At 40.0% G+C, this 21,913-nt stretch carries 21 protein-coding genes; 17 read left to right on the top strand and 4 right to left on the bottom strand.

What is annotated here, in order from left to right:
* Positions 1-186: 186 nt before the first annotated feature.
* A complete protein-coding gene (locus AO498_RS02085; protein WP_067543101.1) occupies positions 187-609 on the bottom strand; it encodes a nucleoside-diphosphate kinase in 423 nt (140 codons plus the stop codon).
* 179 nt (positions 610-788) lie between these two features.
* Here AO498_RS02085 and AO498_RS02080 point away from each other — a divergent pair, with 179 nt between their 5' ends.
* The 4 genes from AO498_RS02080 (at position 789) to AO498_RS02065 (ending at position 4,028) form a co-directional block, all read left to right on the top strand.
* Positions 789-1,823: a DHH family phosphoesterase gene (locus AO498_RS02080; RefSeq protein WP_067550188.1), complete on the top strand. Its 1,035-nt coding sequence runs from the start codon at positions 789-791 to the stop codon at positions 1,821-1,823.
* A gap of 43 nt (positions 1,824-1,866) precedes the next feature.
* Entirely contained in the window at positions 1,867-2,793 is a 927-nt protein-coding gene (locus AO498_RS02075; RefSeq protein WP_067543099.1) for an FKBP-type peptidyl-prolyl cis-trans isomerase, read from the top strand.
* Positions 2,794-2,920: 127 nt separating this feature from the next.
* Entirely contained in the window at positions 2,921-3,472 is a 552-nt protein-coding gene (locus tag AO498_RS02070; RefSeq protein ID WP_067543097.1) for an FKBP-type peptidyl-prolyl cis-trans isomerase, read from the top strand.
* 7 nt (positions 3,473-3,479) lie between these two features.
* Positions 3,480-4,028, top strand: a complete 549-nt coding sequence (locus AO498_RS02065) for an FKBP-type peptidyl-prolyl cis-trans isomerase (protein WP_067543094.1) — start codon at positions 3,480-3,482, stop codon at positions 4,026-4,028.
* Between the two features lie 2 nt (positions 4,029-4,030).
* Here the strand turns inward: AO498_RS02065 and AO498_RS02060 are convergent, their stop codons facing one another.
* Positions 4,031-4,648 (bottom strand): methyltransferase family protein, encoded by a 618-nt coding sequence (locus tag AO498_RS02060; protein ID WP_067543091.1) that lies wholly within the window; start codon positions 4,646-4,648, stop codon positions 4,031-4,033.
* A 14-nt stretch (positions 4,649-4,662) separates the two neighbouring features.
* On the opposite strand from AO498_RS02060, the gene AO498_RS02055 reads away from it, so the two are divergent.
* Both AO498_RS02055 and deoC read left to right on the top strand, forming a co-directional pair.
* Positions 4,663-5,871, top strand: coding sequence for an NAD(P)-dependent oxidoreductase (locus AO498_RS02055; RefSeq protein WP_067543088.1), 1,209 nt, complete (start codon positions 4,663-4,665; stop codon positions 5,869-5,871).
* 7 nt (positions 5,872-5,878) lie between these two features.
* On the top strand, positions 5,879-6,544 hold the full coding sequence (gene deoC, locus AO498_RS02050; RefSeq protein ID WP_067543085.1) for a deoxyribose-phosphate aldolase: 666 nt from the start codon (positions 5,879-5,881) through the stop codon (positions 6,542-6,544).
* Here the strand turns inward: deoC and AO498_RS02045 are convergent.
* The gene (locus AO498_RS02045; protein ID WP_067543082.1) at positions 6,541-7,653 is read right to left on the bottom strand and encodes a Na/Pi symporter; all 1,113 of its coding nucleotides are present in this window, start codon (positions 7,651-7,653) and stop codon (positions 6,541-6,543) included. The genes deoC and AO498_RS02045 overlap by 4 nt on opposite strands.
* Before the next feature lie 223 nt (positions 7,654-7,876).
* Here AO498_RS02045 and AO498_RS02040 point away from each other — a divergent pair, with 223 nt between their 5' ends.
* From AO498_RS02040 to AO498_RS02010, 7 genes are all read left to right on the top strand, one after another.
* Positions 7,877-9,019 (top strand): hypothetical protein, encoded by a 1,143-nt coding sequence (locus tag AO498_RS02040; RefSeq protein ID WP_067543079.1) that lies wholly within the window; start codon positions 7,877-7,879, stop codon positions 9,017-9,019.
* Between the two features lie 10 nt (positions 9,020-9,029).
* Positions 9,030-9,473, top strand: coding sequence for a nucleoside deaminase (locus AO498_RS02035; protein WP_082792174.1), 444 nt, complete (start codon positions 9,030-9,032; stop codon positions 9,471-9,473).
* 103 nt (positions 9,474-9,576) lie between these two features.
* Positions 9,577-10,182: a superoxide dismutase gene (locus tag AO498_RS02030; RefSeq protein ID WP_067543073.1), complete on the top strand. Its 606-nt coding sequence runs from the start codon at positions 9,577-9,579 to the stop codon at positions 10,180-10,182.
* Between the two features lie 208 nt (positions 10,183-10,390).
* Positions 10,391-12,826 (top strand): outer membrane beta-barrel protein, encoded by a 2,436-nt coding sequence (locus tag AO498_RS02025; RefSeq protein ID WP_067543070.1) that lies wholly within the window; start codon positions 10,391-10,393, stop codon positions 12,824-12,826.
* 54 nt (positions 12,827-12,880) lie between these two features.
* Positions 12,881-14,206, top strand: a complete 1,326-nt coding sequence (locus AO498_RS02020) for a serine hydrolase domain-containing protein (protein WP_067543067.1) — start codon at positions 12,881-12,883, stop codon at positions 14,204-14,206.
* Between the two features lie 81 nt (positions 14,207-14,287).
* A complete protein-coding gene (locus AO498_RS02015; protein WP_067543064.1) occupies positions 14,288-14,935 on the top strand; it encodes a TatD family hydrolase in 648 nt (215 codons plus the stop codon).
* Positions 14,932-15,657 (top strand): tRNA threonylcarbamoyladenosine dehydratase, encoded by a 726-nt coding sequence (locus AO498_RS02010; protein ID WP_067543061.1) that lies wholly within the window; start codon positions 14,932-14,934, stop codon positions 15,655-15,657. Before AO498_RS02015 ends, AO498_RS02010 begins: the two co-directional genes overlap by 4 nt.
* Here AO498_RS02010 and AO498_RS02005 read toward each other — a convergent pair whose 3' ends face one another.
* Positions 15,658-16,122 carry a MaoC family dehydratase gene (locus AO498_RS02005; protein WP_067543058.1) on the bottom strand — a complete coding sequence of 155 codons (465 nt, stop codon included), beginning with the start codon at positions 16,120-16,122 and terminating at the stop codon, positions 15,658-15,660.
* A gap of 196 nt (positions 16,123-16,318) precedes the next feature.
* On the opposite strand from AO498_RS02005, the gene AO498_RS02000 reads away from it, so the two are divergent.
* From AO498_RS02000 to mtgA, 4 genes are read left to right on the top strand one after another with little or no spacing between them, the layout of a single operon-like run.
* Complete coding sequence (locus AO498_RS02000) at positions 16,319-18,178, top strand: DUF3857 domain-containing protein (protein WP_067543055.1); 1,860 nt, start codon at positions 16,319-16,321, stop codon at positions 18,176-18,178.
* On the top strand, positions 18,171-20,108 hold the full coding sequence (locus tag AO498_RS01995; protein ID WP_067543052.1) for a DUF3857 domain-containing protein: 1,938 nt from the start codon (positions 18,171-18,173) through the stop codon (positions 20,106-20,108). The genes AO498_RS02000 and AO498_RS01995 overlap by 8 nt, the downstream gene beginning before the upstream one ends.
* Before the next feature lie 40 nt (positions 20,109-20,148).
* Positions 20,149-20,940: a class I SAM-dependent methyltransferase gene (locus tag AO498_RS01990; RefSeq protein ID WP_067543048.1), complete on the top strand. Its 792-nt coding sequence runs from the start codon at positions 20,149-20,151 to the stop codon at positions 20,938-20,940.
* A gap of 8 nt (positions 20,941-20,948) precedes the next feature.
* Positions 20,949-21,644, top strand: a complete 696-nt coding sequence (gene mtgA / locus AO498_RS01985) for a monofunctional biosynthetic peptidoglycan transglycosylase (protein ID WP_067543045.1) — start codon at positions 20,949-20,951, stop codon at positions 21,642-21,644.
* Positions 21,645-21,913 lie beyond the last annotated feature (269 nt).

Below are 21,913 nucleotides of genomic sequence, written 5' to 3'. Positions count from 1 at the left end.
AAAATCAGAAATCTGAAAAATTTCAAAAGACGTCAATAGCTAGTTTTCTTCTCTTTATTGTCTTGTTTCTAAAGTCTAGCTTCTTGTGGCCTGCACCTCATGTCTTGATACTAGCTACCAGCTATTTGCTACTAAAAAAGCCACTCAAAATTGCTTCTGAGTGGCTTTTTGGAGATTGATTCAAAATTAAAGTACGCGTTCGTATTGGTTGAAGAAGAAGCTGCCTTCGATGGCTGCATTTTCGTCAGAGTCAGAACCGTGTACTGCATTTGCTTCGATGGATTTTGCAAAGATTTTGCGGATAGTGCCTTCAGCTGCATTAGCTGGATTAGTCGCTCCGATCAAATTTCTGAAATCTTCTACAGCATTATCTTTCTCAAGAATAGCAGCGAAAATCGGTCCTGAAGACATGTATTTGCAAAGATCAGCGTAAAAAGGTCTTTCCTTGTGAACTTCATAAAATTTGCCTGCTAGCTCTGGAGTGAGACGGGTAGCTTTCATAGCCACAATCTTGAAGCCAGCCTCCTCGATCATTTTAAGGATTGCTCCTGAGTTACCAGCCTCGAAAGCGTCAGGCTTGATCATGGTAAATGTTCTGTTTCCTGCCATGGGATATCTTTGGTTTAATTTGGCCGCAAAAATAAGGAAATTACCTTCAAATCAGGTCTTATCAATAGCTTTTCTATGCTACTGTGCTAATTTACAGAGAAATGAGTGCTTTGGGATTTCTCAAAAAAATCCTGACCTTTGCACGCTACCGAGGCCAAAAGTGCCATAGAATTAACTTAATGGAAGCTTTCGATTCGTTCAAAAAAGAACTTTCCTCACCTAAAAGAATATTCATTACCACTCATGTCAAGCCGGATGCGGACGCTTTGGGATCATCCTTAGGTCTAGCCAATTACTTGATCAAAAAGGGCCATGAGGTAACTGTGGTGACACCAACAGATTATCCATCCTTTTTAACATGGATGAAGGGAAATGAGTTTGTCTTGGATTTCAGTAAAAAGGATGACCAAAAACAGGCGATAATTGCTTTAGAAAAAGCGGATATTATTTTCTGTTTGGACTTTTCTGTTCTTCAAAGGGTAAATGAATTGGGTGAAATGATCCGTAAGTCGAAGGCTTACATTGTCAACATCGATCACCACCAAGATCCCGAAGATTTTGCGCAATTCAGATTTTGGAGCACTAAAGCTGCAGCGACTTGTGAATTAATCTATGAATTAATTGTCAAGCTTGGTGATAAAGACTTGGTCGATAAAGAAATCGCCGAATGTCTGTATGCAGGTATCATGACCGATACGGGAGGATTTCGCCATCCTAACACCACCAAAAATGTACATTTAATCGTAGCTGAGCTGATCGACCACGGTGCTAATGGATCACAGATTGCCAACTGGATTTACGATTCCAATTCTGTGAATCGCCTTAAGTTCATCGGTTTTGCCATTACCAGACGATTGGTGGTCCGGGAAGATATCCATACGGCCTATTTTGTCATCAGCAAAAAAGATCTTAAAAAATATCAAAGCCAAACTGGAGACACAGAAGGTTTGGTCAATTATGCTCTATCTTTGGATGGGATAAAATTGGCTGCTTTGTTTTCTGAGCGGGAGGATGGAATAAAAATTTCATTCCGATCTAGTAGCGAAGTAGCAATCAATAAATTTGCCGCGTCTTACTTCGACGGAGGAGGACACAAAAATGCCGCAGGAGGGAAATCAACTCTGAGCCTAAAAGATACCGTAGAAAAGTTTGAAAAACTGGTGGAAGAATGTCAACAGGAGCTATTCGAAACTGCTATTGCTGAAGCCCATTAACTTTTCTGCACGATTAAACACCCTGAATTACTATAACTCCAATATGAAAAAATCCTCAAGATTTCTGGCCGTTTTGGCCCTAGCAGCTGGTCCTGCATTGATTTCTTCTTGCCAAAAGTCTAAAGTGACTGAAAAGGATGGAATCGAATTCACTTATGTAAAGGAAGGATCCGAAAAGGCTCCGAACGGACAATTTGTTCTATATAATCTCAAGATTACTACTGCGAATGATTCCGTGATCTATTCTACCCTAGATCAGCCATTCCCAGGCTATTTAATGGCGAATGACACCTTGACTCCACAAAACGGAATGGATGAGATTTTCCTTTCTTTGAAAAAAGGAGACTCTATCGTATTTGAATCAACTGCAAAGATTGTATTCAATGGCAATTATCCTCCAGGTATGTCTGAAACAGATGTTATCAAGGTGAACTTGGGAGCTTTTGACGTAAAAACTGATTCTGCTATGCAGGCTTTCTATCAGGAGGTAATGATGAAAGAACAAGCTGCTGCAGCAGAGAGAGCCAAAGTATTGATCGTGGAGGAAGGAAAGACCATCGAAGCTTATGCAGCTGAAAAAGGGCTAAACGCTCAGAAGACAGATAATGGCTTGTATTATGTGATCGAAAGAGAAGGAACAGGTGAAGCCACCACTCCGGGTACTACCATGTATGTCAATTACGCTGGTTATCTACTTGACGGTACCATCTTCGATACTTCAATCCCTGATCTTGCTAAAGCGAATAATATTTTCAATGAGAACAGACCTTATGAACCACTTCCTGTGAATGTGGGAATGGGTCAAGTTATCCCAGGATGGGACGAAGGTTTGATGCTTTTGAAAAAAGGTTCTAAGGCTAAATTCCTGATCCCTTCTCCGCTAGCTTATGGTGAGGCTGGAGCAGGTGCGATGATCCCAGGAAACTCTATCCTGATCTTCGACGTGGAAGTGATGGATGTTCAGAAATAAATCCTTTTCCTTGGAAAGAGGAACTTCAGAATCGAATAATCAATCTTCAGCACGAAAAGCTGAAGATTGATATTTCTACTGAGTGAACATTTGGTCAATTTGAATTGCTTGAACAAAACTAAACCCTATGAAAACCAGATTTATTGCCGTTTTTGCTTTTTTTATTGGATTGGCAGTTACTTCTTGTATCAATCCTGACGAGACTATGGAAGCGATCTTTCAAAGAGATCTAGAGGCTATCCAGAAGTATCTTGATGAAAACCAGATCACATCGGTGAAAAAATATGAAGAACCTTTGGAAGGAGTTTACATCTATTGGCAAGAGTCTGTTTCGGAAGATCTCAATAGCATTAAGCGAGGAGATACAGTTCGAGTAGATTACACGGGAAAGTTATTGACCAATGTAATCTTTGATACCTCCAAAGAGCAGGTTGCTCGTGATAATGGAATCTATGCAGCGGGCAGATTATATCAGCCTTTAAGATATCCTTTGGGCCTTGGATTTACCATTTCAGGATTTGAATTTGCTATTTCCTTGATGCGTCCTGGAGAAAAAGCTACGGTAATATTCCCATCTAGATTGGGATATGGAAGTCAGTCAGAAAATGGGATTCCTGCAAATTCACCTTTAATTTTTGAAATAGATCTCCTGGGAATTACACCGGGACCTAACCAATAATCAATCCATGAGATATTTAGCAATCGTCTTTATTGTAGGGCTCGTTTGGTTTTCCTCTTGTGAACCTAACAACCCTTTTGCAACGGGTCCTGTCTATGATTTTGATGGGAACCTTGCCAAAGACCGAATTAAAATTGATGCCTTTTTGGACACTGCTAGAATCGACAGTTTATATCGAATTCATGATCAGACTGGAGTAGTGATTATTGTCCAAGAGGAAGGAGTGGGGTCAAGACCTGTATCCAATTCAGTGGTATATGCGGATTACATTGGATACTTGATCGAGGATGGATCGGTGTTTGATACTTCCATTGAATCCGTTGCTCGTGAAAACGACCTTTTTGACGAAAACAGAAAATATATTCCATTCAGTTTTGTCCTAGGATCTACCTCAGTAATCACAGGATGGGATGTAGGCTTTAGAAGAATCCGTCCGGGTAGTAGGGCAATTATGATTATCCCTTCTCCTTATGGATACCGAAGCCAAGAAAATAACGAGCTAATTCCGCCAAATTCGGTGTTGGCGTTTCAGATTTATTTTCTTGGAACAGATTGATTTTAAAAGGGCTTAGGCCCTTTTTTTATTGGATTTGGGAAAAATACGGGTACATTTTTTTGATAAAGCCGATACGCATCTCCGAATTCATTTGCCATTTTTTTCTCTTCAAAATAAATTCCAACAGGCAGGTAAATGATCAAGCAAACCAAGTGGATCAGCGCTCCCATTGTTCCTGAAACACCTAAATAACCCAAGAAGATAAGAAATAGCGCAAAGTACATGGGATGTCTTGTCCAGGCATAAAGACCGCTTTGAATTAAATCTGCCCTAGGGCTTGGAGTTGAGTTTAAGCCCAGAAACTCCCCGACTGAGATGTGTTTGAAGGATCGAATTCCCAAAATCACACCAAGGGTCGCCATGAAATAGCCCAATTTTTCAGAGATTCCTATAGTTTCAAAAATCAATTTTGGAGGAAGGTAAAGAATCTGTATTCCAATACCGAGGAAGGTAATACTTGAAATAAGTGAGTAAAATAATCGGTAGGTTTTCTTGCTGATTCCCCATTTGTCCTCCAAAAATCTTTTTAACTTGGAGCTTGCTAGTACACTATGAATCGTGTAAAAAGCAGCCCAGCTCAATACCATAAAAACCTCTTTTGTAGATAAGCTCCAACCCATTTGATTAAATTTTTATGAAAATCGGAATTATCCACGAAGGTAAAAACCCTCCAGATCACCGAACACCATTTACTCCCCAACAGCTTCAGCAGCTTTCTGTTCAGTATGAAGGACAGCTGGAGTTTATAGTACAAAAAAGCCCTATTCGATCTTTTTCAGATGAAGAATATGAGCAAGCAGGTATTCAACTAGTCGATGATATATCCGAGGCAGATGTACTATTCGGTATCAAAGAGGTTCCCGTTCAGCATTTAATTCCTGAAAAAACCTATTTCTTTTTTTCCCATACGATCAAAAAACAATCGAAAAATAGAGCAATGCTCCAGTCAATTCTGGAGAAAAGAATTCGATTGATTGATTACGAGGTGCTCAAGGACGAATCAGGAAATCGAGTAGTTGCCTTTGGCTTTTGGGCGGGAGTAGTAGGAGCTTACAATGCATTTTGGACCTATGGAAAAAAAACGGGTCTTTTTGATCTCAAGCGAGCTAAGGAATGCAAGGATTTAAGCGAATTGGCTTTTGAATTGGGACAAGTCCAATTGCCCCCCATCAAAATAGCAATTACAGGTTCGGGTCGAGTTGGGAAAGGAGTTCTTACCATCGTAGAGATGATGGGACTGCGTGGAGTGAATACCCATGATTTTCTACATCATTATTTTGAAGAACCTGTTTATACGGTCTTATCCTCATCGGATTTTAATCGGCGAAAGACGGATGGTGGATTTGATCGTGAGGAATTTTATACGTATCCAGAGCGATATGAAAGTCACTTTCTAAAATTTGCCGAACAGGCCGAATTACTAATTGCGGCTGCTTTTTGGAATCCTGGGGCTCCAAGGCTTTTTGAAATGGACGATATCAATTCACCGGATTTTTCCATTTCGGTAATTGCAGATATTACTTGTGATATAGACGGCTCTATTCCGACTACCATCAAAGCATCCTCCATTGCTGAGCCGGTTTATGATATAGACCGGGAATCAGGCCAAATTCTCCCTCCCTTTGGGAAGCAAACGAGTATTTCTGTGATGGCAATAGACAATTTGCCCTGTGAATTGCCTAGAGAATCCAGTTCGGATTTTGGAGTTCAACTCTCTGAGTGGGTGATTCCTGCTTTACTTCAGGAAGATGCTCCAATCCTAGAAAAAGCAACTATCACGCGTGATGGAGATCTGACCGTTGAGTTCATTTATTTACAAGATTACATTTTGGGAAGAGATTGAAAATCCGATGAAAAACCTCAATCGATATTTAGAATCAACACTTTTGAAACCAACCATGACTCAATCCGACGTGGACCACCTACTTCGAGAGGCCATTGAAGACCAAGTGATGGGAGTTTGCTTGCCGGGTTTTTGGCTAAAGAAGGCAAAAAGAGAATTGGGACAAAAAGATATCCGACTGGTAACAGTGATCGGTTTCCCTTTTGGATTTGAAGATACAGCATCAAAAGTGGCGGAAGCTAGAGAAGCGATCAAACAGGGTGCTGACGAGCTAGATTTGGTATGGTCTCTGACTTCATTCTTATCGGGGATGAATTGGGCCAAGATTGAGATAGCTCAACTTGCCAAGCTTTGCCATGAGGATGATCGAATTCTAAAGGTCATCATTGAAACAGCATATCTGACTCCGGAGCAAATCCGTGAGGCCTGTTTACTATGCCAAGATGCAGGGGCTGATTTTGTTAAAACTTCCACAGGCTATGCCTCATCGGGAGCCAAAGTAGAAGATATTCGTCTTATGCGGGATACGCTATCCTCCTCTGTTGGCATCAAAGCTAGTGGAGGAATTAAGACACTTGAATTTGCAGAGGAATTAATCCAAGCTGGAGCAGACCGAATTGGTACCAGTTCTTCCAGAGCAATTTTGGAAGCTTGGCGAAAGACTCAATTCTAATCTCTGCTGAAGTAGATCAGCAAAAATGGAATTATAAAAAAGGTGAGTAGAATATAGGCAAACCCAACCACTCGATATTTCAAGGAAATCCTACCCATGGACTCAGCCAATCGCACTGGCAGCTGGCGAATTTCAGGAAATGGTAAAAAGATAAGAGCTCCGAAGCTATTGAATAGGATGTGGACAATCGCCAATGCGATAGCAGCTTCTGATTTATAAATGGAGGCTATCACAGCCGTAATTGTCGTCCCGATATTGGCTCCAATGATAAATGGGAAGGATTTTGCTACGCTCACTTTTTTGCTAGCCACCAAGGGAACTACCAATGAAGTGGTAACCGTACTTGATTGAACTGCTGCTGTAAAGAAAATCCCATAAAGAAACGCCAAGCCAGTCTTTTGAAAGATAATCTTGTTGATTTCTTCAAAAGAGTTTTTGATAAAGGTCCGGTACATTTCAGTGGAAAGGACTTTAATGGCCAAAAAAACCATAAAAATGGAAAGAAGCATTGTCAAAAAAGGGATATTTATTACTTCAATAATCCATTCTGATATCGATCTGGTAAACATTCGATTATAAATAATCGGTCCGTCAAAATTATTGTCAGAGGCAAAGAGGGAGGCGACTTTTTCGGAAATTTTGGATAAAAAGCCAAAATAAACCTCCAATGGAAATAAAAGAATAACCGTGATTATGTTGAATAAATCATGAACTATTCCTGCCGTAAGGGCTCTTCGGAATTCCTTCTTCTTCATAATAAATGAAAAAGAAACTAAGGTAGAAGTAAGAGTAGTTCCAATGTTTGCTCCGAGGACTATTGGAACAGCCTGCTGCAGCGTAAGATTTCCAGAAGCTACTATTGCAACCACACTGGCGGTAACAGTAGAGCTACTTTGGATAAGAGCAGTCACTAACAAGCCAATAAATAGACTCACAAAGGGATTGCTGGTTACTTGGAGAATCTCCAAAGCAACACCACTATTGATCGCACTCATTGCGACCGTTAAAAGGTCGATGGCAAAAATGAAAAGTAGTAAAGCCAAAAATACCTTGATGTAATTGAAATACTTTGGAGAACGGGATTCTGGTATTTGTACTTCAGGTTCCATCTGAACGTATCGATAGGCTGTTTTTGGATTGAAATTCGGAATAGGGTATTTCCCTAAAATCAGAATCTTTTATATAAATTGAGGCAAAAGTTGAAATTTTTTTGTGAAATACAAGCCATTTAAGGTTCCTAGGAAAAGGATTTAAGTCGTGTTAACAATTTAATAACATGAGAGGCAGAATAACTTAATTAATTTTGTACCCAATTCATCACCAGCCTCCATCATGGCAAAAAGCAAAAAACCATTCGATCAGAATATCAATCAGGATAAGCTTTCCAAGAAAACCTATTCCATTTTTGATTTCTCTAAAAATGAAAGACCTTTTCTGATCACTATATTGATTTTGACTGCTATGGCAGGCTTAATCACGCCGTATACCTATGCAGCCATGTGGTTTGGATTTGCTTTGGCAGCATATTCGGCCATTGCCAATGATAGTATTCAGACCATTGGAACCTTTATCGCCTCAAATAGTAAGCGACCTTGGTGGTTGCTTTGGATTTTCATGGGCTTAATTTGGGTTGGAACAGTTGGTTATAGCTGGTTTACTTTTGGAGGAGATGTGAGCTATGAACGCCTTACCACCAAAGGTTTGGAACAAGCTCCAGAAAGTTTTGTATTTCTTCAATTAGCTGCTCCTATAGTCTTGTTAATCATGACTAGAATGAGGATGCCAGTATCCACTACATTTTTATTGCTTAATGTTTTTACCTACAAGGCAGGAACAATCTTGGATGTTATGTTCAAAAGTTTTGTTGGGTATCTCCTGGCATTTACTTTGGCCATTGTAGTTTGGTTTATCCTTGAGCGATTCTTTAGAAACTATCTTAAAGGACAAGCTAAGCCGTATTGGATTGTTTTACAATGGATTACTTCTGGGGTATTATGGGCTGTTTGGATTATGCAGGACGCAGCCAACATCGCAGTATTTCTTCCCCGGCAATTGGATACTTTTGAATTTATCGTTTACGCAGGATTTGTGTTTTTAGGCTTAGGGGTATTATTCTACCTAAAAGGGGATAAAATTCAGGAAATCGTCACTGAAAAATCTAACGTTACCGATGTAAGAGCCGCTACTATCGTGGATCTTGTATATGCGGTGATTCTTTTCTATTTCAAAATGTACTCCAAAGTACCAATGAGTACAACCTGGGTATTTATTGGTTTGCTGGCAGGTAGAGAATTAGCTATTGCAATTGGAAAGCATGGTAAGACCAAAGAAAAAAATGCGTGGTTGTCCAAAGCGTTCCGATTGGCTCGTAAGGATATTTTCAAAGCCTTGATTGGTCTTATTGTTTCCTTGATCCTTGCCATTATTATCAATGAAGGCGTCAGAAACGAGATTCTAGAATTGTTGTCTTTCTAAGTTAGAAAGCGTGGAACTTTACACCGACGAGTATTTCATGAACGAGGCCCTCAAACAGGCCCAAATCGCCTTTGAAAGTGATGAAATACCCGTGGGTGCCGTGATTGTTTCCAAAAATCGAATTATAGCCAGAGCTCATAACCAAACCGAATTGCTCACCGATGTGACTGCTCATGCAGAGCTGTTGGCGATCACCGCAGCTGCCAATTATTTGGGAGCAAAATACCTGACTGACTGTAAACTTTATGTGACTTTGGAGCCCTGTGCCATGTGTGCTGGGGCACTTTATTGGTCTCAAATAAGTGAAGTACACTTCGCAGCTAGCGATCCCAAACGAGGATTTGTGACGCACAATTCAAACTTGCTACATCCTAAAACAAAGATTCAAAGCGGAACACTAGGGGCTCAAGCAGAATCTTTGCTCTTAAAATTTTTTGAAAAGTTGAGAAAATAGAGGTGTAAACCTCAATTGTGAGAACCTTTTTTCCTCGAGTCTGGTTGACAAATCGTAGTTTACTACCGGATTTATTTAATGTTTAACCCAAAACTTTAACAATATGGCTTTTACACTTCCTGCCTTACCGTATGCATTTGATGCCTTGGAACCTCATTTTGACGCAAGAACCATGGAGATTCACCATGGAAAGCATCACAATGCATATGTGACCAATCTAAATAATGCCATTGCTGGCACCGAACTAGAAGGAAAATCTTTAGAAGAATTGATGACCGTAGCAGGTTCAAACACTGCAGTTAGAAATAACGGCGGGGGTCACTGGAACCATAGCCTTTTTTGGCAGATTCTTTCTCCAAACGGCGGTGGAGCGCCTACTGGTGAATTGGCAGCAGCTATTGATGCAAAATTTGGATCTTTTGATGCCTTCAAAGAGACTTTCAACAAGGCAGCAGCAACTCGTTTTGGTTCAGGTTGGGCTTGGTTGTGTGTAGATGCTAAAAAAGAACTTTGTGTTTGCTCTTCTCCAAATCAAGATAATCCATTGATGGATGTAGCGGAATGTCCAGGTACTCCAATTATGGGATTGGACGTGTGGGAGCATGCGTATTACCTACATTATCAAAACAGAAGACCAGATTATATTTCAGCATTCTGGAATGTGGTTAACTGGGAGGAAGTGAGCAAGCGTTACGCTGCCGTTAAATAATCTTTTGATAAATTAAAATTGAAATCCCGGATTGAAAAGTCCGGGATTTTTTGTTTCATATCCGAATAAAATACTGTTCGATATTGATACAGCTTAAGTCCTAGAAAATTTCAAAAAGGGCTTAAACAGCCATTTTTGACCATTTTCTACCCTTGGCATTTATTTTTCCTAAAGACTGGCACAGTAACTAAACTAAGCCAATCTATTTATGAAAACTGCCAACCTTATTTTTCTAGCGATCCTTACCTATATGATGGGTATCAGTACGCTAGTAGCGGCTCCCAAAGAAGTATCCAAGATTTCGGGGAAAATCGAAGACCAAAAAGGTCAGCCTGTCCCATTTGCCAATGTTGCCTTGATTTCTCCGGACGGCGGTCTGGTAGACGGGGCGGTTTCGGATGAGGATGGGAATTTCTTGATTGAATCCACCAAAACGGCTAAGGTCAATCTCGTCGTATCATCTATTGGTTACAAAAATTTTACTTCAGCCACATTTGATTTAGCTCCTGGTATTTCCAAGGACTTTGGAGTGGTAAAGATTGAAGATGAAATGACCGGATTAGATGAGGTAACCGTCAAAGCCTCTCGACCTGAGATTATCATTGAAGCAGATAAAACGATCGTGAATATCGAAGGCACGGTCATGGCAGAAGGTTCCAATGCCTTGGATGTAATCGGCCGCTCTCCAGGGATTTTTGTGGATTCCGAAGGGAATATCAATCTTAATGGTAGAACCGGTGCCACGGTGATGATCAATGATCGTCCGACTTATATGAGCGCAACAGATCTCGCTAATTTCCTTAGATCTATGCCTGCTGATAATATCAAAAGTATCGAAGTGATCAATAATCCTTCAGCTAGATTTGATGCTGAGGGTGCTGCGGGTGTCATCAATATCCAACTCAAGCGAAATTCGGTCGATGGAGTATTTGGAAATATTCAAGTAGGTGGACAATACAATGGTCAATTTGCACCAAATGCAGGCGCGACGTTGAACATCAAAAAGGGAAAACTTTCAACCAACGGTACACTGAATTACAATGAGTATGCAGTTTTCAATGATTTGGAAATCATTCGAAACTTCACGCTAGAACAAGGAATTTCCAATTTTAATCAGGACTCAAGAATTAACTCCCGATATAAAACCCCGTCATTTAACGGTTCGGCGAATTATGAAATTGCCAAGGATCAAAATTTAGGCTTAAATGTCCAGGCCTCTTCATCTACGGATGTCAACACTAACCAATCGGGTACAGAAATCACCAATCCGGGACAAACCGAAAACAACTACATCGAATCCTCAAATGATTCAAAAGGTACTCGCAACAGATTGTTTGCTAACCTCCATTACGATGCAAAATTGGATACCCTAGGTACAAAACTCTCCGCCGACGTAGACTATACCATCATGGACTCTGAAAGTTCATCGCTGTTGGATAATAACTACTGGACTGGCAACAATCCTTCTAATGGGACCAATGACAAATTGTTGACTTTAAATGATATGTATTATACCATTTTCACGGCGAAAGTAGACTTTGTCAAGCCGTTGAAAGGAGGTAAAATGATCGAAACTGGCCTAAAAGGAAGCTGGGTAGAATCAGATAATGATTTAGATCTAAGTAGAGCTCAAGAGGAAGGTCCATTTAACCCCGACCCCAATTCCAATCGGTTTATCTACAATGAAAACGTGTTGGCTGCTTATTTCACATTGAAAGGTGCTATTAATCCTAACCTAAGCTATCAGGCTGGGTTGAGAGGAGAATACTCAGATATTGTCGGTAATTCGGTGACTTTAAATCAGGTCAATAAGCAAGAATATTTCAACCTATTTCCAAGTGTATTTGTCCAGCACAAAGTCAGTGATTCGTATCAGATCGTTTATAACGCGAATCGAAGAATCACTCGTCCCAATTACCGATTGCTTAATCCGTTCATTTATTACATCGATCCATTTACCTCTGAGCAAGGAAATCCACATCTGACTCCTCAATACTCGACAAATTTTGAAATGAATCATGTGGTCAAAGGGGCTTATCAGTTCACGATTGGGTATAGCGTCACCGAGAATGCCTTTATGCAGGTATTTGAACAGAATCAAGAAAATCGGACCACCACCACGTTTACTGATAATTTTGACAAAACTAAGAATGCAAACTTCAGAGCTATTCTTCCTTTTGAGGTCAAAAAATGGTGGAATATGTCCAATATGCTTCAAGCAAACTACAACCAATTCAAATCTCAAATCGGACAGGAGTTTTTGGATGTTGCTCAAGTGTCCTACATGGCTAGAACGCAACACAACTTCACGCTTCCGAAAGGATTTCGAATGGAGCTTATCGGAATGTATTTGAGTCCTCAGATTTGGGGTCAAGGACAAATCAAAGGATTTGCTTGGGTAGATGCTGGAGTGACCAAATCGCTGATGAAAGATAAACTCTCTCTTTCTGTAAATGGAACAGACCTTTTCCGTTCGCAAATCATCAGAGCCAAAATTGACTTTGCTGATATCGATACCGGATTCAGACAATACCGAAGCAACCAAGGCGTGAGATTTACGCTGAGATATAATTTTGCCAAAGGTGAAAGTTTCCGAGTAAGGTCAAACTCAGGAAGCACAGAAGAAAGAAACCGTTTGGATTAATTCATAAGCCTCCCCAAATTCAGGGGAGGCTTTCTCTTTATCCCAATTTGCATTATGAATCGAAAACACCTACTTACCGCATTTACTTTTTGGTTCTTCCTATCACCTGTTTGGGGTCAAAACACCCAATTTTCTAAACTTTCTCAATTTTTGGATTCACTAGAAAACCATGAAAAGTTTATGGGGGTACTTTCAATCACCCAAAATGATCAAGTCCTTTTTCAAAAGGCCGTGGGTTGGGCTGATCAAGAGCGAGAAATCCCCTTGACTTTGGATACCAAGCTTCGAATCGGCTCCATTACCAAGATGTTTACTACCGTGTTGGTTTTTCAAGCCATAGAAGAAAAGAAGCTTTCCCTAGATCAATCACTAGCCGATTTTTACCCTGAAATTCAGCATGCAGATAAGATCACGATTAGCCAACTTTTATCACATCGAAGCGGAATCTTTAATTTTACGAATCGCCTAGATTATCCGATTTATCGGACCAAGGTTCATCAAGAAAGCCAACTCCTCGAAATGATGAAGGAAGGGGGAAGCATCTTTACACCTGATTCCAAGGCTGATTATAGCAATAGTAATTTTGTCCTTCTAACCTGGATTTTGGAACGGGTTTATCAAAAAACTTACCCACAGCTTTTGGAGGAAAGGATAATCCAGCCGTTAAATCTGAAAGCAACGCGCATTTTTGATAAAATCGATCCAGAAAATGGAGAAGCAAGATCGTATCTCTACAACGGGAAATGGGAATTGGATTTAGAAGCGGATCCTTCAGTACCATTAGGAGCAGGAGCTCTGGAATCTACAGTTGGGGATTTGTCAATATTCATTTCGGCCTTGTTTGAAGGAAGGCTGGTCTCCTCAGAAAGCCTAGAGTTAATGAAAGAGATTAAGGAAGGGTATGGACGAGGCATGTTTTCGTTCCCTTATTATGAACGAAGAAGCTATGGACACACGGGGGGAATTGATGGATTTCGATCCTTTCTAGCCTATTTCCCAGAAGATAAAGTATCACTCGCGGTCCTTTCCAATGGGATGAATTATAACAACAATGATATCTTATTAGCAAGCTTGAATTCGCTGTTTGGCAGAGAATGGGAATTGCCTGATTTTACAGAAATCCAAATCTCAGAAGAGTTGATTGGTAAATATGTGGGCACATACAGCTCGACACAAATTCCTATGCTTCTGACGGTTGAGAATAAAGGGGGGAAAGTAGCAGTCCAACTAACCGGTCAGCCTCAATCTGTTTTAGAGGCGAGTTCTATTTCCACCTTTGAGCTTAAATCTGTAGGGGCTACGTTTACCTTTGATCCAGAAAAAAATCAAGTAACCCTAAAGCAAGGACCAGCCACCATTTTATTTTCCAAAAAACAGTGATTTTGGAATTTTCCCAAAATGCCGCTTCAAAACTATTGGTGCGGCTTTTTCTTTTTCAATGAAAAACCTGAAGTTTAATCCATGCATCTTTGGGATTTTCATACGCATCAAATCCAAGCCCATTGCACCATTTATAATGGTTTGCTAGGCAGTATTCCCGAAAACGGTCAGATTTCTTTGGGTATCCACCCTTGGAAAGTAAGTGTTCATTGGCAAGATGAACTTCGGGATATTCAAACTATCTCCAAATCGGATACACGAGTAATTGCTATTGGGGAAGTCGGATTTGATCGGATCAAAGGACCCGAGATTGCTCTTCAAAAAGCGGCATTTTATGCCCAAGCAAGATGGGCCCTAAGTATGGGTTTGCCACTTATTCTTCATTGCGTAAAAGGGCATGATCTGCTCCTGGAATACTTAAAACACGAAAAAGATCTGCCTGCAATTATTTGGCATGGATGGAATTTGAAGCCTGAATTAGCGCTTCCATTACTAGAATACCCGGTCTTTTTTTCTTTTGGGCGGCATATCCTTGAAAAAGATAGCAATGCTCAAAAATGGCTTAAATCCTGTCCTTTAGATCGAATTTATTTAGAAACAGATGAATCGCAGATCCCAATTAGTTCCATTTATCAAGAGGCATCTCTAATTTTGGGGCTTTCTTTAGAACAATTGAGCGCTCAGCTCATTATGAATTGGAACCGAATTTCGAAACGTAAAATTTCATGAGTGAATTTGCTTGGCTAAGCCGGACAGAATTGATTGTCGGAAGAGAAGGCCTTGAAAAGTTAGCGGGTAAGCATGTACTTGTAGTTGGACTGGGTGGTGTGGGTTCGTTTGCCGCCGAATTTATTGCCAGATCTGGAGTAGGGGAAATGACGATTATTGACGGGGATACCGTGGATATATCAAACGTCAACAGACAGCTGCCAGCTACTCAACTAAATGTTGGACAATCCAAAGCTGAATGGATGGAGCAACGGCTTTCAGCTATCAATCCCAATATGAAGCTTCATGTGATCAAGGAATTTTTGAAGCCTGAACCCATGACTGAGCTCCTAAAAAATAATGAATATGACTATGTGGTGGATTGTATCGATAGCTTTACTCCCAAGCTTCATTTAATAGAAGGTGCTTTTCGAAGAGGATTTCCATTGGTAAGTTCCATGGGTGCAGGAGGGAAAGTTGATCCTACCAAAATTCAAGTGGTACAATTAGAAAACACCTATGAATGTAAACTGGCGCAAAAAGTCCGTAAAAAACTTAGAAAAAGAGGGATTCATGGAGGCTTTAAGGCAGTGTTTTCTACTGAGCGTGTGATCAAGGAAAGTTTGATGCTCACTGATGGAAGTAATTATAAAAAATCAGCCTACGGGACGATGTCCTTTTTACCTGCTGCATTTGGTTGTGCTTGCGCGGCTACCGTAGTAAATGACCTGCTAGCGTCCTGATTAATGGAAGTGATATAGAAATACAAGAACGCCGGTGAATGCCGGCTTTTTTTGATCCTTAATTTCAAGTTTTACTTCCACTTCAGCTTTTACTGTTCCTCTCAGATTAGCTACATTTTTCAATTTGGCAACTAGTCGTACCTCACTATCCACGGTTACGGCCTGTGCAAATCGAAGGCTTTCGATCCCGTAATTGATCATCATTTTGAGATTTTGTACCTGAACGATTTGCTCCCACAAATGAGGAACGAGGCTAAGGGTCAAATACCCGTGTGCGATAGTAGATCCAAATCCACCTTCGTTTTTGGCTCTTTCAGGATCAGTATGAATCCATTGATGATCAATGGTAGCATCGGCAAAAAGATTGATTTGACCTTGGGTAATTCTGAAATAATCTGAGGCCCCAAGCTCCAAACCATTGTATTTTTCAAAATCTTCAAAACTTCCGATTGCAATAGGATTCATAGGTAATACGAGATTAGCGGAGTCAAAATAGCATTCATTATTTATGAATTACAAGTTTTTGGGGCCTATTTGAGTTATAGAACTGCTTTAAGTTAGCCTTTTTCAGACTAGTTAATTCCTTCTAAAATTTCTTTTAATTGTCGCTTGATAATTTACAAAACTAATCCCTTCTTGTATCGAATTAGCTCATTTGCGTATGTTGAATTTACTTTTTGGATTCCTCCTATCCTTCCCTTTAATCGATTTAGGGGATACGGTGGAGGTGAAGAAAAATGCCCCAATTTATTCAGTTTTGGAAGAAGAGAAGACCGTAACTGTTTTAGCAGATTATACAGTCAAAGAGGTTTCAGAAAAAACGATTACAGTCCTAAGTCAGGAAGGGTTACGACATGCTAGGGTAGTACTTTTTTACGATAATTTGGTTTCGATCAAGGATTTTGAATTGGAAATGATTGAGCCACTTACCGGCAAGACAATCAAGAAAGCTCGACTCCGAGATATGTCAGATTACGCTTCCAATTCCACCAGTTTTCTGCTTGATAATCGGTATAAATTTTATGAACCCAGTTCCCCTAGATATCCTGTAATCATTAAAATCAGGACTGAAATCCTTAAAAACAACAATTTCTATTACAGCGATTGGTATCCAATCAATTATCTGCATCAAAAAGTGACCAAGTCAAGTCTAGATTTTGTCTATCCTACTGAATTAGGCTTGAAGTTTAAGGAGGTTAACCTTGAGGCGAAAACAAAAACAGAGGTTGCTGATGGAATCACGACGAACACTTGGCAAGTGGAGGATTTGGAGGTTTTGACACCTTCCTATGATCAGGACAAATTGCCAAAGCTACTTTTGGCTCCTGTGAAGTTCTCGATTGGGGAGTTTCAGGGAGAAATGAATGATTGGGCCGGTTTGGGGATGTGGCAGAGTAAACTCAATGCAGGAAGAGGGCAACTACCTGAGGATTTTCAACAGCAAATTCTCCAAATGATTCAAGATTTGGATACACCCTATGAAAAAATCGAAGTTCTTTATGAATACCTACAGCGAAATTTTCGCTACGTGAGTATTCAACTGGGAATTGGGGGTTGGCAAACCATGACGGCTCAAGAAGTTTTGGAAAATAAATATGGCGACTGCAAGGCCTTGACTAACCTCATGAAGTCTATGCTCGAAGTCGCTGGGATTCCTTCCTTTTACACGTTAGTGTATGCTGGTGTCGATGAGGAAGATATTGAGGTTGATTTACCTTCTAACCAGTTCAATCACGTAATCCTCCAAGTACCCACTGATTCTGGCCCCATTTGGTTGGAATGTACTTCTACCTTAAATCCTCCTGGCTATCTGGGTGACTTTACCAGTAACCGTCACGTCCTAGTTACCACTCCAGAGGGTGGGTACCTGACCAAAACACCAGCCTATCAAGAAGATCATTGGAATAAAATCCTTACCAAGACAAATGTTACCATCGATGATCAAGGAGGTGCAAGGATTGAATCGACATGGACTACCTCAGGAGATGCCGCTATGCGCTTAAGAGAGGTGAATTCTGTTTTAGATGATCGCGAAAAACGAGATTATCTCAATCGAAATTCTGCGGTGGCAGGACTTATTGTTGGGGAATACGCAATGGAAATGGGCAGAGAAGACTCACTTCCTACTGCCACTATCCGCTATTCTGGATTGATCCAGCGATTCACTCAAGGGACTTCTAAGCGGTTGATTCTAAGACCCTTTTTGACCCGGGTTAGTGAAGGACAACTTTCGGGAAATATCCTTTCTAGAGAAGATAGCTATACGATTTCCCTTCCAGAAAATTTTGAACTTGAGGGAGGAGACTCTCAGGAGATTTCAATTGAAGGCTCTGGATATGAAGGAAAGCTTTCTATCTCAAAATCAGGAAAGGATCTAGAAATTTTCCGAGAGATTTCAATTCAACTTGACAGGGAAATTTCCGAGGAACAAAGGACAAGCCTTTTCAAAGAAATCAATGGAAAATTTGACCGCACATTAACATTCTTAAAATCATCACTTAGTTCAAATTCGTATGAATAAATTCTTTTTGGCACTTACACTTATACTAGGGCCAAGTATTCTTTTCGCTCAATCCAATAAAATGGGCGACATCAATCCCAATGAAATAGCACTGACAGAAGTCCCGTATGAACCAGGAGCTGCGGCGGTTGTCTTGGCGGCTTATGGAGACTCTCGGTTTTACAGTGATATCCTTGAGACCAATTTTTTTTACCGAATCAAAATTTTGACTGAAGCCGGAAAGGAAGAAGGCGATATTAGAATTCGCTATTACAGAGGGACTTCAGGTGTAGAAAATATCTCCGGAATAAAGGCCCAACTGGTCAATTATGTCAATGGTGAGGCTAATGTCACTAAGCTTGGAAAGGACAATATCTTTGATGTAGACTTGGGAGAAGGCTATCGAGAAGTTCGAATTACCTTTCCAGATGTTCAAGTAGGATCTATCTTGGAGTTTTCTTATAAGAAGGGAGATAAGAATCTAACCTTCTTAGATGGGTGGAGATTCCAACGATCCATTCCCACATTGTTCTCTAGATACCAGATCATCATGATCCCACAATTGGAGTATAAAATGATCGGTCAGGGGGAAAACTTTTTCTATAAAGCTAAAAAGGAGGTCAATAATGGCACATATTCTTGGGAATTACGGAATCTCTATTCGCTAAAAGAAGAACCCTACATGAAAAACTACCGCGATTATGAAGAGCGTGTGGAATTTCAGTTATCTAAATATCAGACAGCAGCTTCCAATGCAGGCGCGGAATTTAAAGATGTACTCAATACATGGGAAGTTCTTGGGGATGAAATGATCGAGCGATATACCGTGAATGGTTATTACCGTTCTGGGGCCTTGGAGCGAGAACTTTTTGCCTTAGATCTATCCAAAGGTACCCAAAGAGAAAAAGCAGAAAACGCCTACTATTATCTTCGAGATAATTTTATCAATGAAGGGGAGGACTACATCTATCCAGATCAAAGCCTAAACCAATTATTAAAGTCCAAGCGAGGCCAACCCGGAGAATTGATTTTGGCTTATATGGGAATCTTAAAATCACAAGGCATTGTCTGTGATCCAATCCTCATCGGAAGCAAAGGTTACGGCAGAAGCGAATTGGTTCAGTTTCCATTTTTAAACCAATTTGATGAAATTTTATTGTTAGCTGAACTTGATGGGAAGCCACAGTTTATTGATTTGAGTGATCCTATGGCACCATTTGGGTTTGTGGATATTGATAAGCATGTCAAGGGAGGGCTTCTATTACAAAAGGATAAAAGCAGGCTTATCCCGATCGAATTAAAGCACAATTCGAATAATATCGTTTCTTCTACGGTGGAGTTAAACCAAGAAACTGGCGAGCTTGTAATAAAAAATAGCCTAAGAAGTTACAATTATGCGGGGCTGAGTATTGCAAAGGCTGCAGAGCGATTGCGAAAAGCAGAAAAACCGATGGAGGATTTATTCACGTATTCCAGGGAAACCATGGAAGTGCGAAATGTGGAATTGGAAAACTTGCTAGAGGAGAAAAACTACCTAAATGCGAATTTTGAAATGGTGATGCCAAATGCGGCAGAATTAGACATTTTAGCTTTTAACCCCTTGAGGATTTCTTCTTTTGCTCAAAATCCATTTACACAGGAGTACCGTGTTTTTCCAGTTGATTTTGAATATCCGTTTAGCGAATTATATACGGCAAATGTTGTAATTCCTGAGGGGTATGAACTGGATGACTATCCGACTAGCGAAAGCATTACTATACCGGGGGGATTAATTGGTTTTAACTATTCTGTTGAAAAGATCGGTGAAATCCTCAAAGTGACAGCAAAGCTTGATGTCAGAGCGAGTTTAATCCCTGTGGGTGCTTATGCTGACCTGAAATTCTTCATGGAAACAGTTTCTTCTAAATTAACAGCGCCAATTGTTTTGAAAAAAAAGGTTGCTAATCCATAATTTAAAAGGGCTTCGGCCCTTTTTTTATTGAAATTTGAGAATGAACTATCTGCATGGCTATCAGGATAAAGAACAAGCTAGACTTTTAGAACAGTCTGGAATTTTGGCATCCTTGATTTATGAAAAAATTGATTTTTCGGGATGCCATCATATTCTAGAATTAGGTTCTGGAGTAGGTGCTCAGACCAAAATTCTCCTTGACCTGTTTCCAAACTTACAGATCACTTGTGTGGATATAGAGCAGAAACAGTTGATAAAAGCGAAAGAAAACCTACGAGAATACGAAGGTCGAGTACGATTTGAATGTCAGGATATCCATTATCCTAAATTCGATCAAATTTTTGATGGCTTATTTATTTGCTGGACTTTGGAGCATTTAGCGAATCCTTCCCAAGTTCTCTTCCGGATTAAGCCTTTTTTGGATTTTGGTGCAAAAGTTTTTATTACCGAAGTATTTAACGCTAGCTTTTATTTTTATCCAAAACTTCAAGGTCTTCTTCAGTATTACGAGGCTTATAATTCTCATCAGAAGGAACTAGGCGGAAATCCAGATATCGGTATCCACCTTGGAAACCTGTTAAATACTGCAGGATTTCAACAGATTGAAATTCGAAATGGAGGATTCCTTTGTGATCAAAGGGATGGTGAACGACTCAAAAACTTCTGTTTGTATTGGAAAACGCTAATGAAAAGTGCCGAAGATTCTTTGTTAAAATCGGATAAGGTGACTCCAGAAATAGTGCTCCAAATGGAAAGAGATTTGGATTCGTTGTCGGATGATGAAAATGCAGTTTTTTTCTATCAATTTGCACAGGCAAAAGCAATCAATTAGCCTTTACTATGAAGATTATTCGTTGGATTGGGAAACTCATTTTCAAGATTACCCTTTGGTTTTTAGGGTTATCGATCGGATTGGTTATTCTTTACCGATTTGTACCGGTGCCGATCACTCCTTTGATGGTTATCCGCTTGGTCGAGCAGGGATTGGATCCAGAAAAAGAGTTAAGACTGTATAAAGATTGGGAGCCAATCACGAATATTTCAAAACATGCTGCACAAGCAGTGGTAGCTGCTGAGGATCAAAAGTTCCTTGACCATCGGGGCTTTGATTTTGAGGCGATGGAAAAAGCATGGGAAGGAAATAAGAAAGGAAAGCGAATCAAAGGCGCAAGTACGATTACCCAGCAAACCGTAAAAAATGTATTCCTTTGGCCAGATAGAAGTTATGTGAGAAAAGCTTTAGAAGCCTATTTTACGGTTTTGGTTGAAGTTATTTGGTCCAAAGAGCGAATTATGGAAGTTTACCTCAATGTCATCGAAATGGGGGATGGTATTTATGGGATTGAGGCTGCAGCGCAAACTTACTTCAAACGGCCTGCTTCAAAACTTTCCCGTAGTCAAGCGGCTGTGATTGCTGCAGTTTTACCAAATCCAAGACGATGGAATCCAGCAAGACCAACTGGCTATATTAAAGGAAGACAATCTTGGATTTTGCGGCAAATGAACAATTTGGAGCCAGTTGGTTTTGGGATTTAAAAAAATAGAACTTTGGCTGTAAAAATTTTTTTTTTTCTAGGCCAATAAGGTAGATTCTAAAAAAGTCAGAAAAATTTTCTCTCAAATTTTTCATCCATTTTCAAATCCAAATAAAATTTCATTTCTGGATTTTTGGAGATGGTTTTAAGTGGTAAAAATTTAGCTGACAGAGTTTGGCAAGTTTTGTAAATAAATGCCAATACATTGAAATTTTGAGGATTAAAAAACGCAAGAAAAATTTATCCACAAATTCAATTATTTATCCACAC

Origin of the sequence: Algoriphagus sanaruensis (assembly GCF_001593605.1) — a bacterium.
GTDB classification, from domain to species: Bacteria; Bacteroidota; Bacteroidia; order Cytophagales; family Cyclobacteriaceae; genus Algoriphagus; species Algoriphagus sanaruensis.
This window is presented reverse-complemented; position numbering and strand designations above follow the sequence as displayed.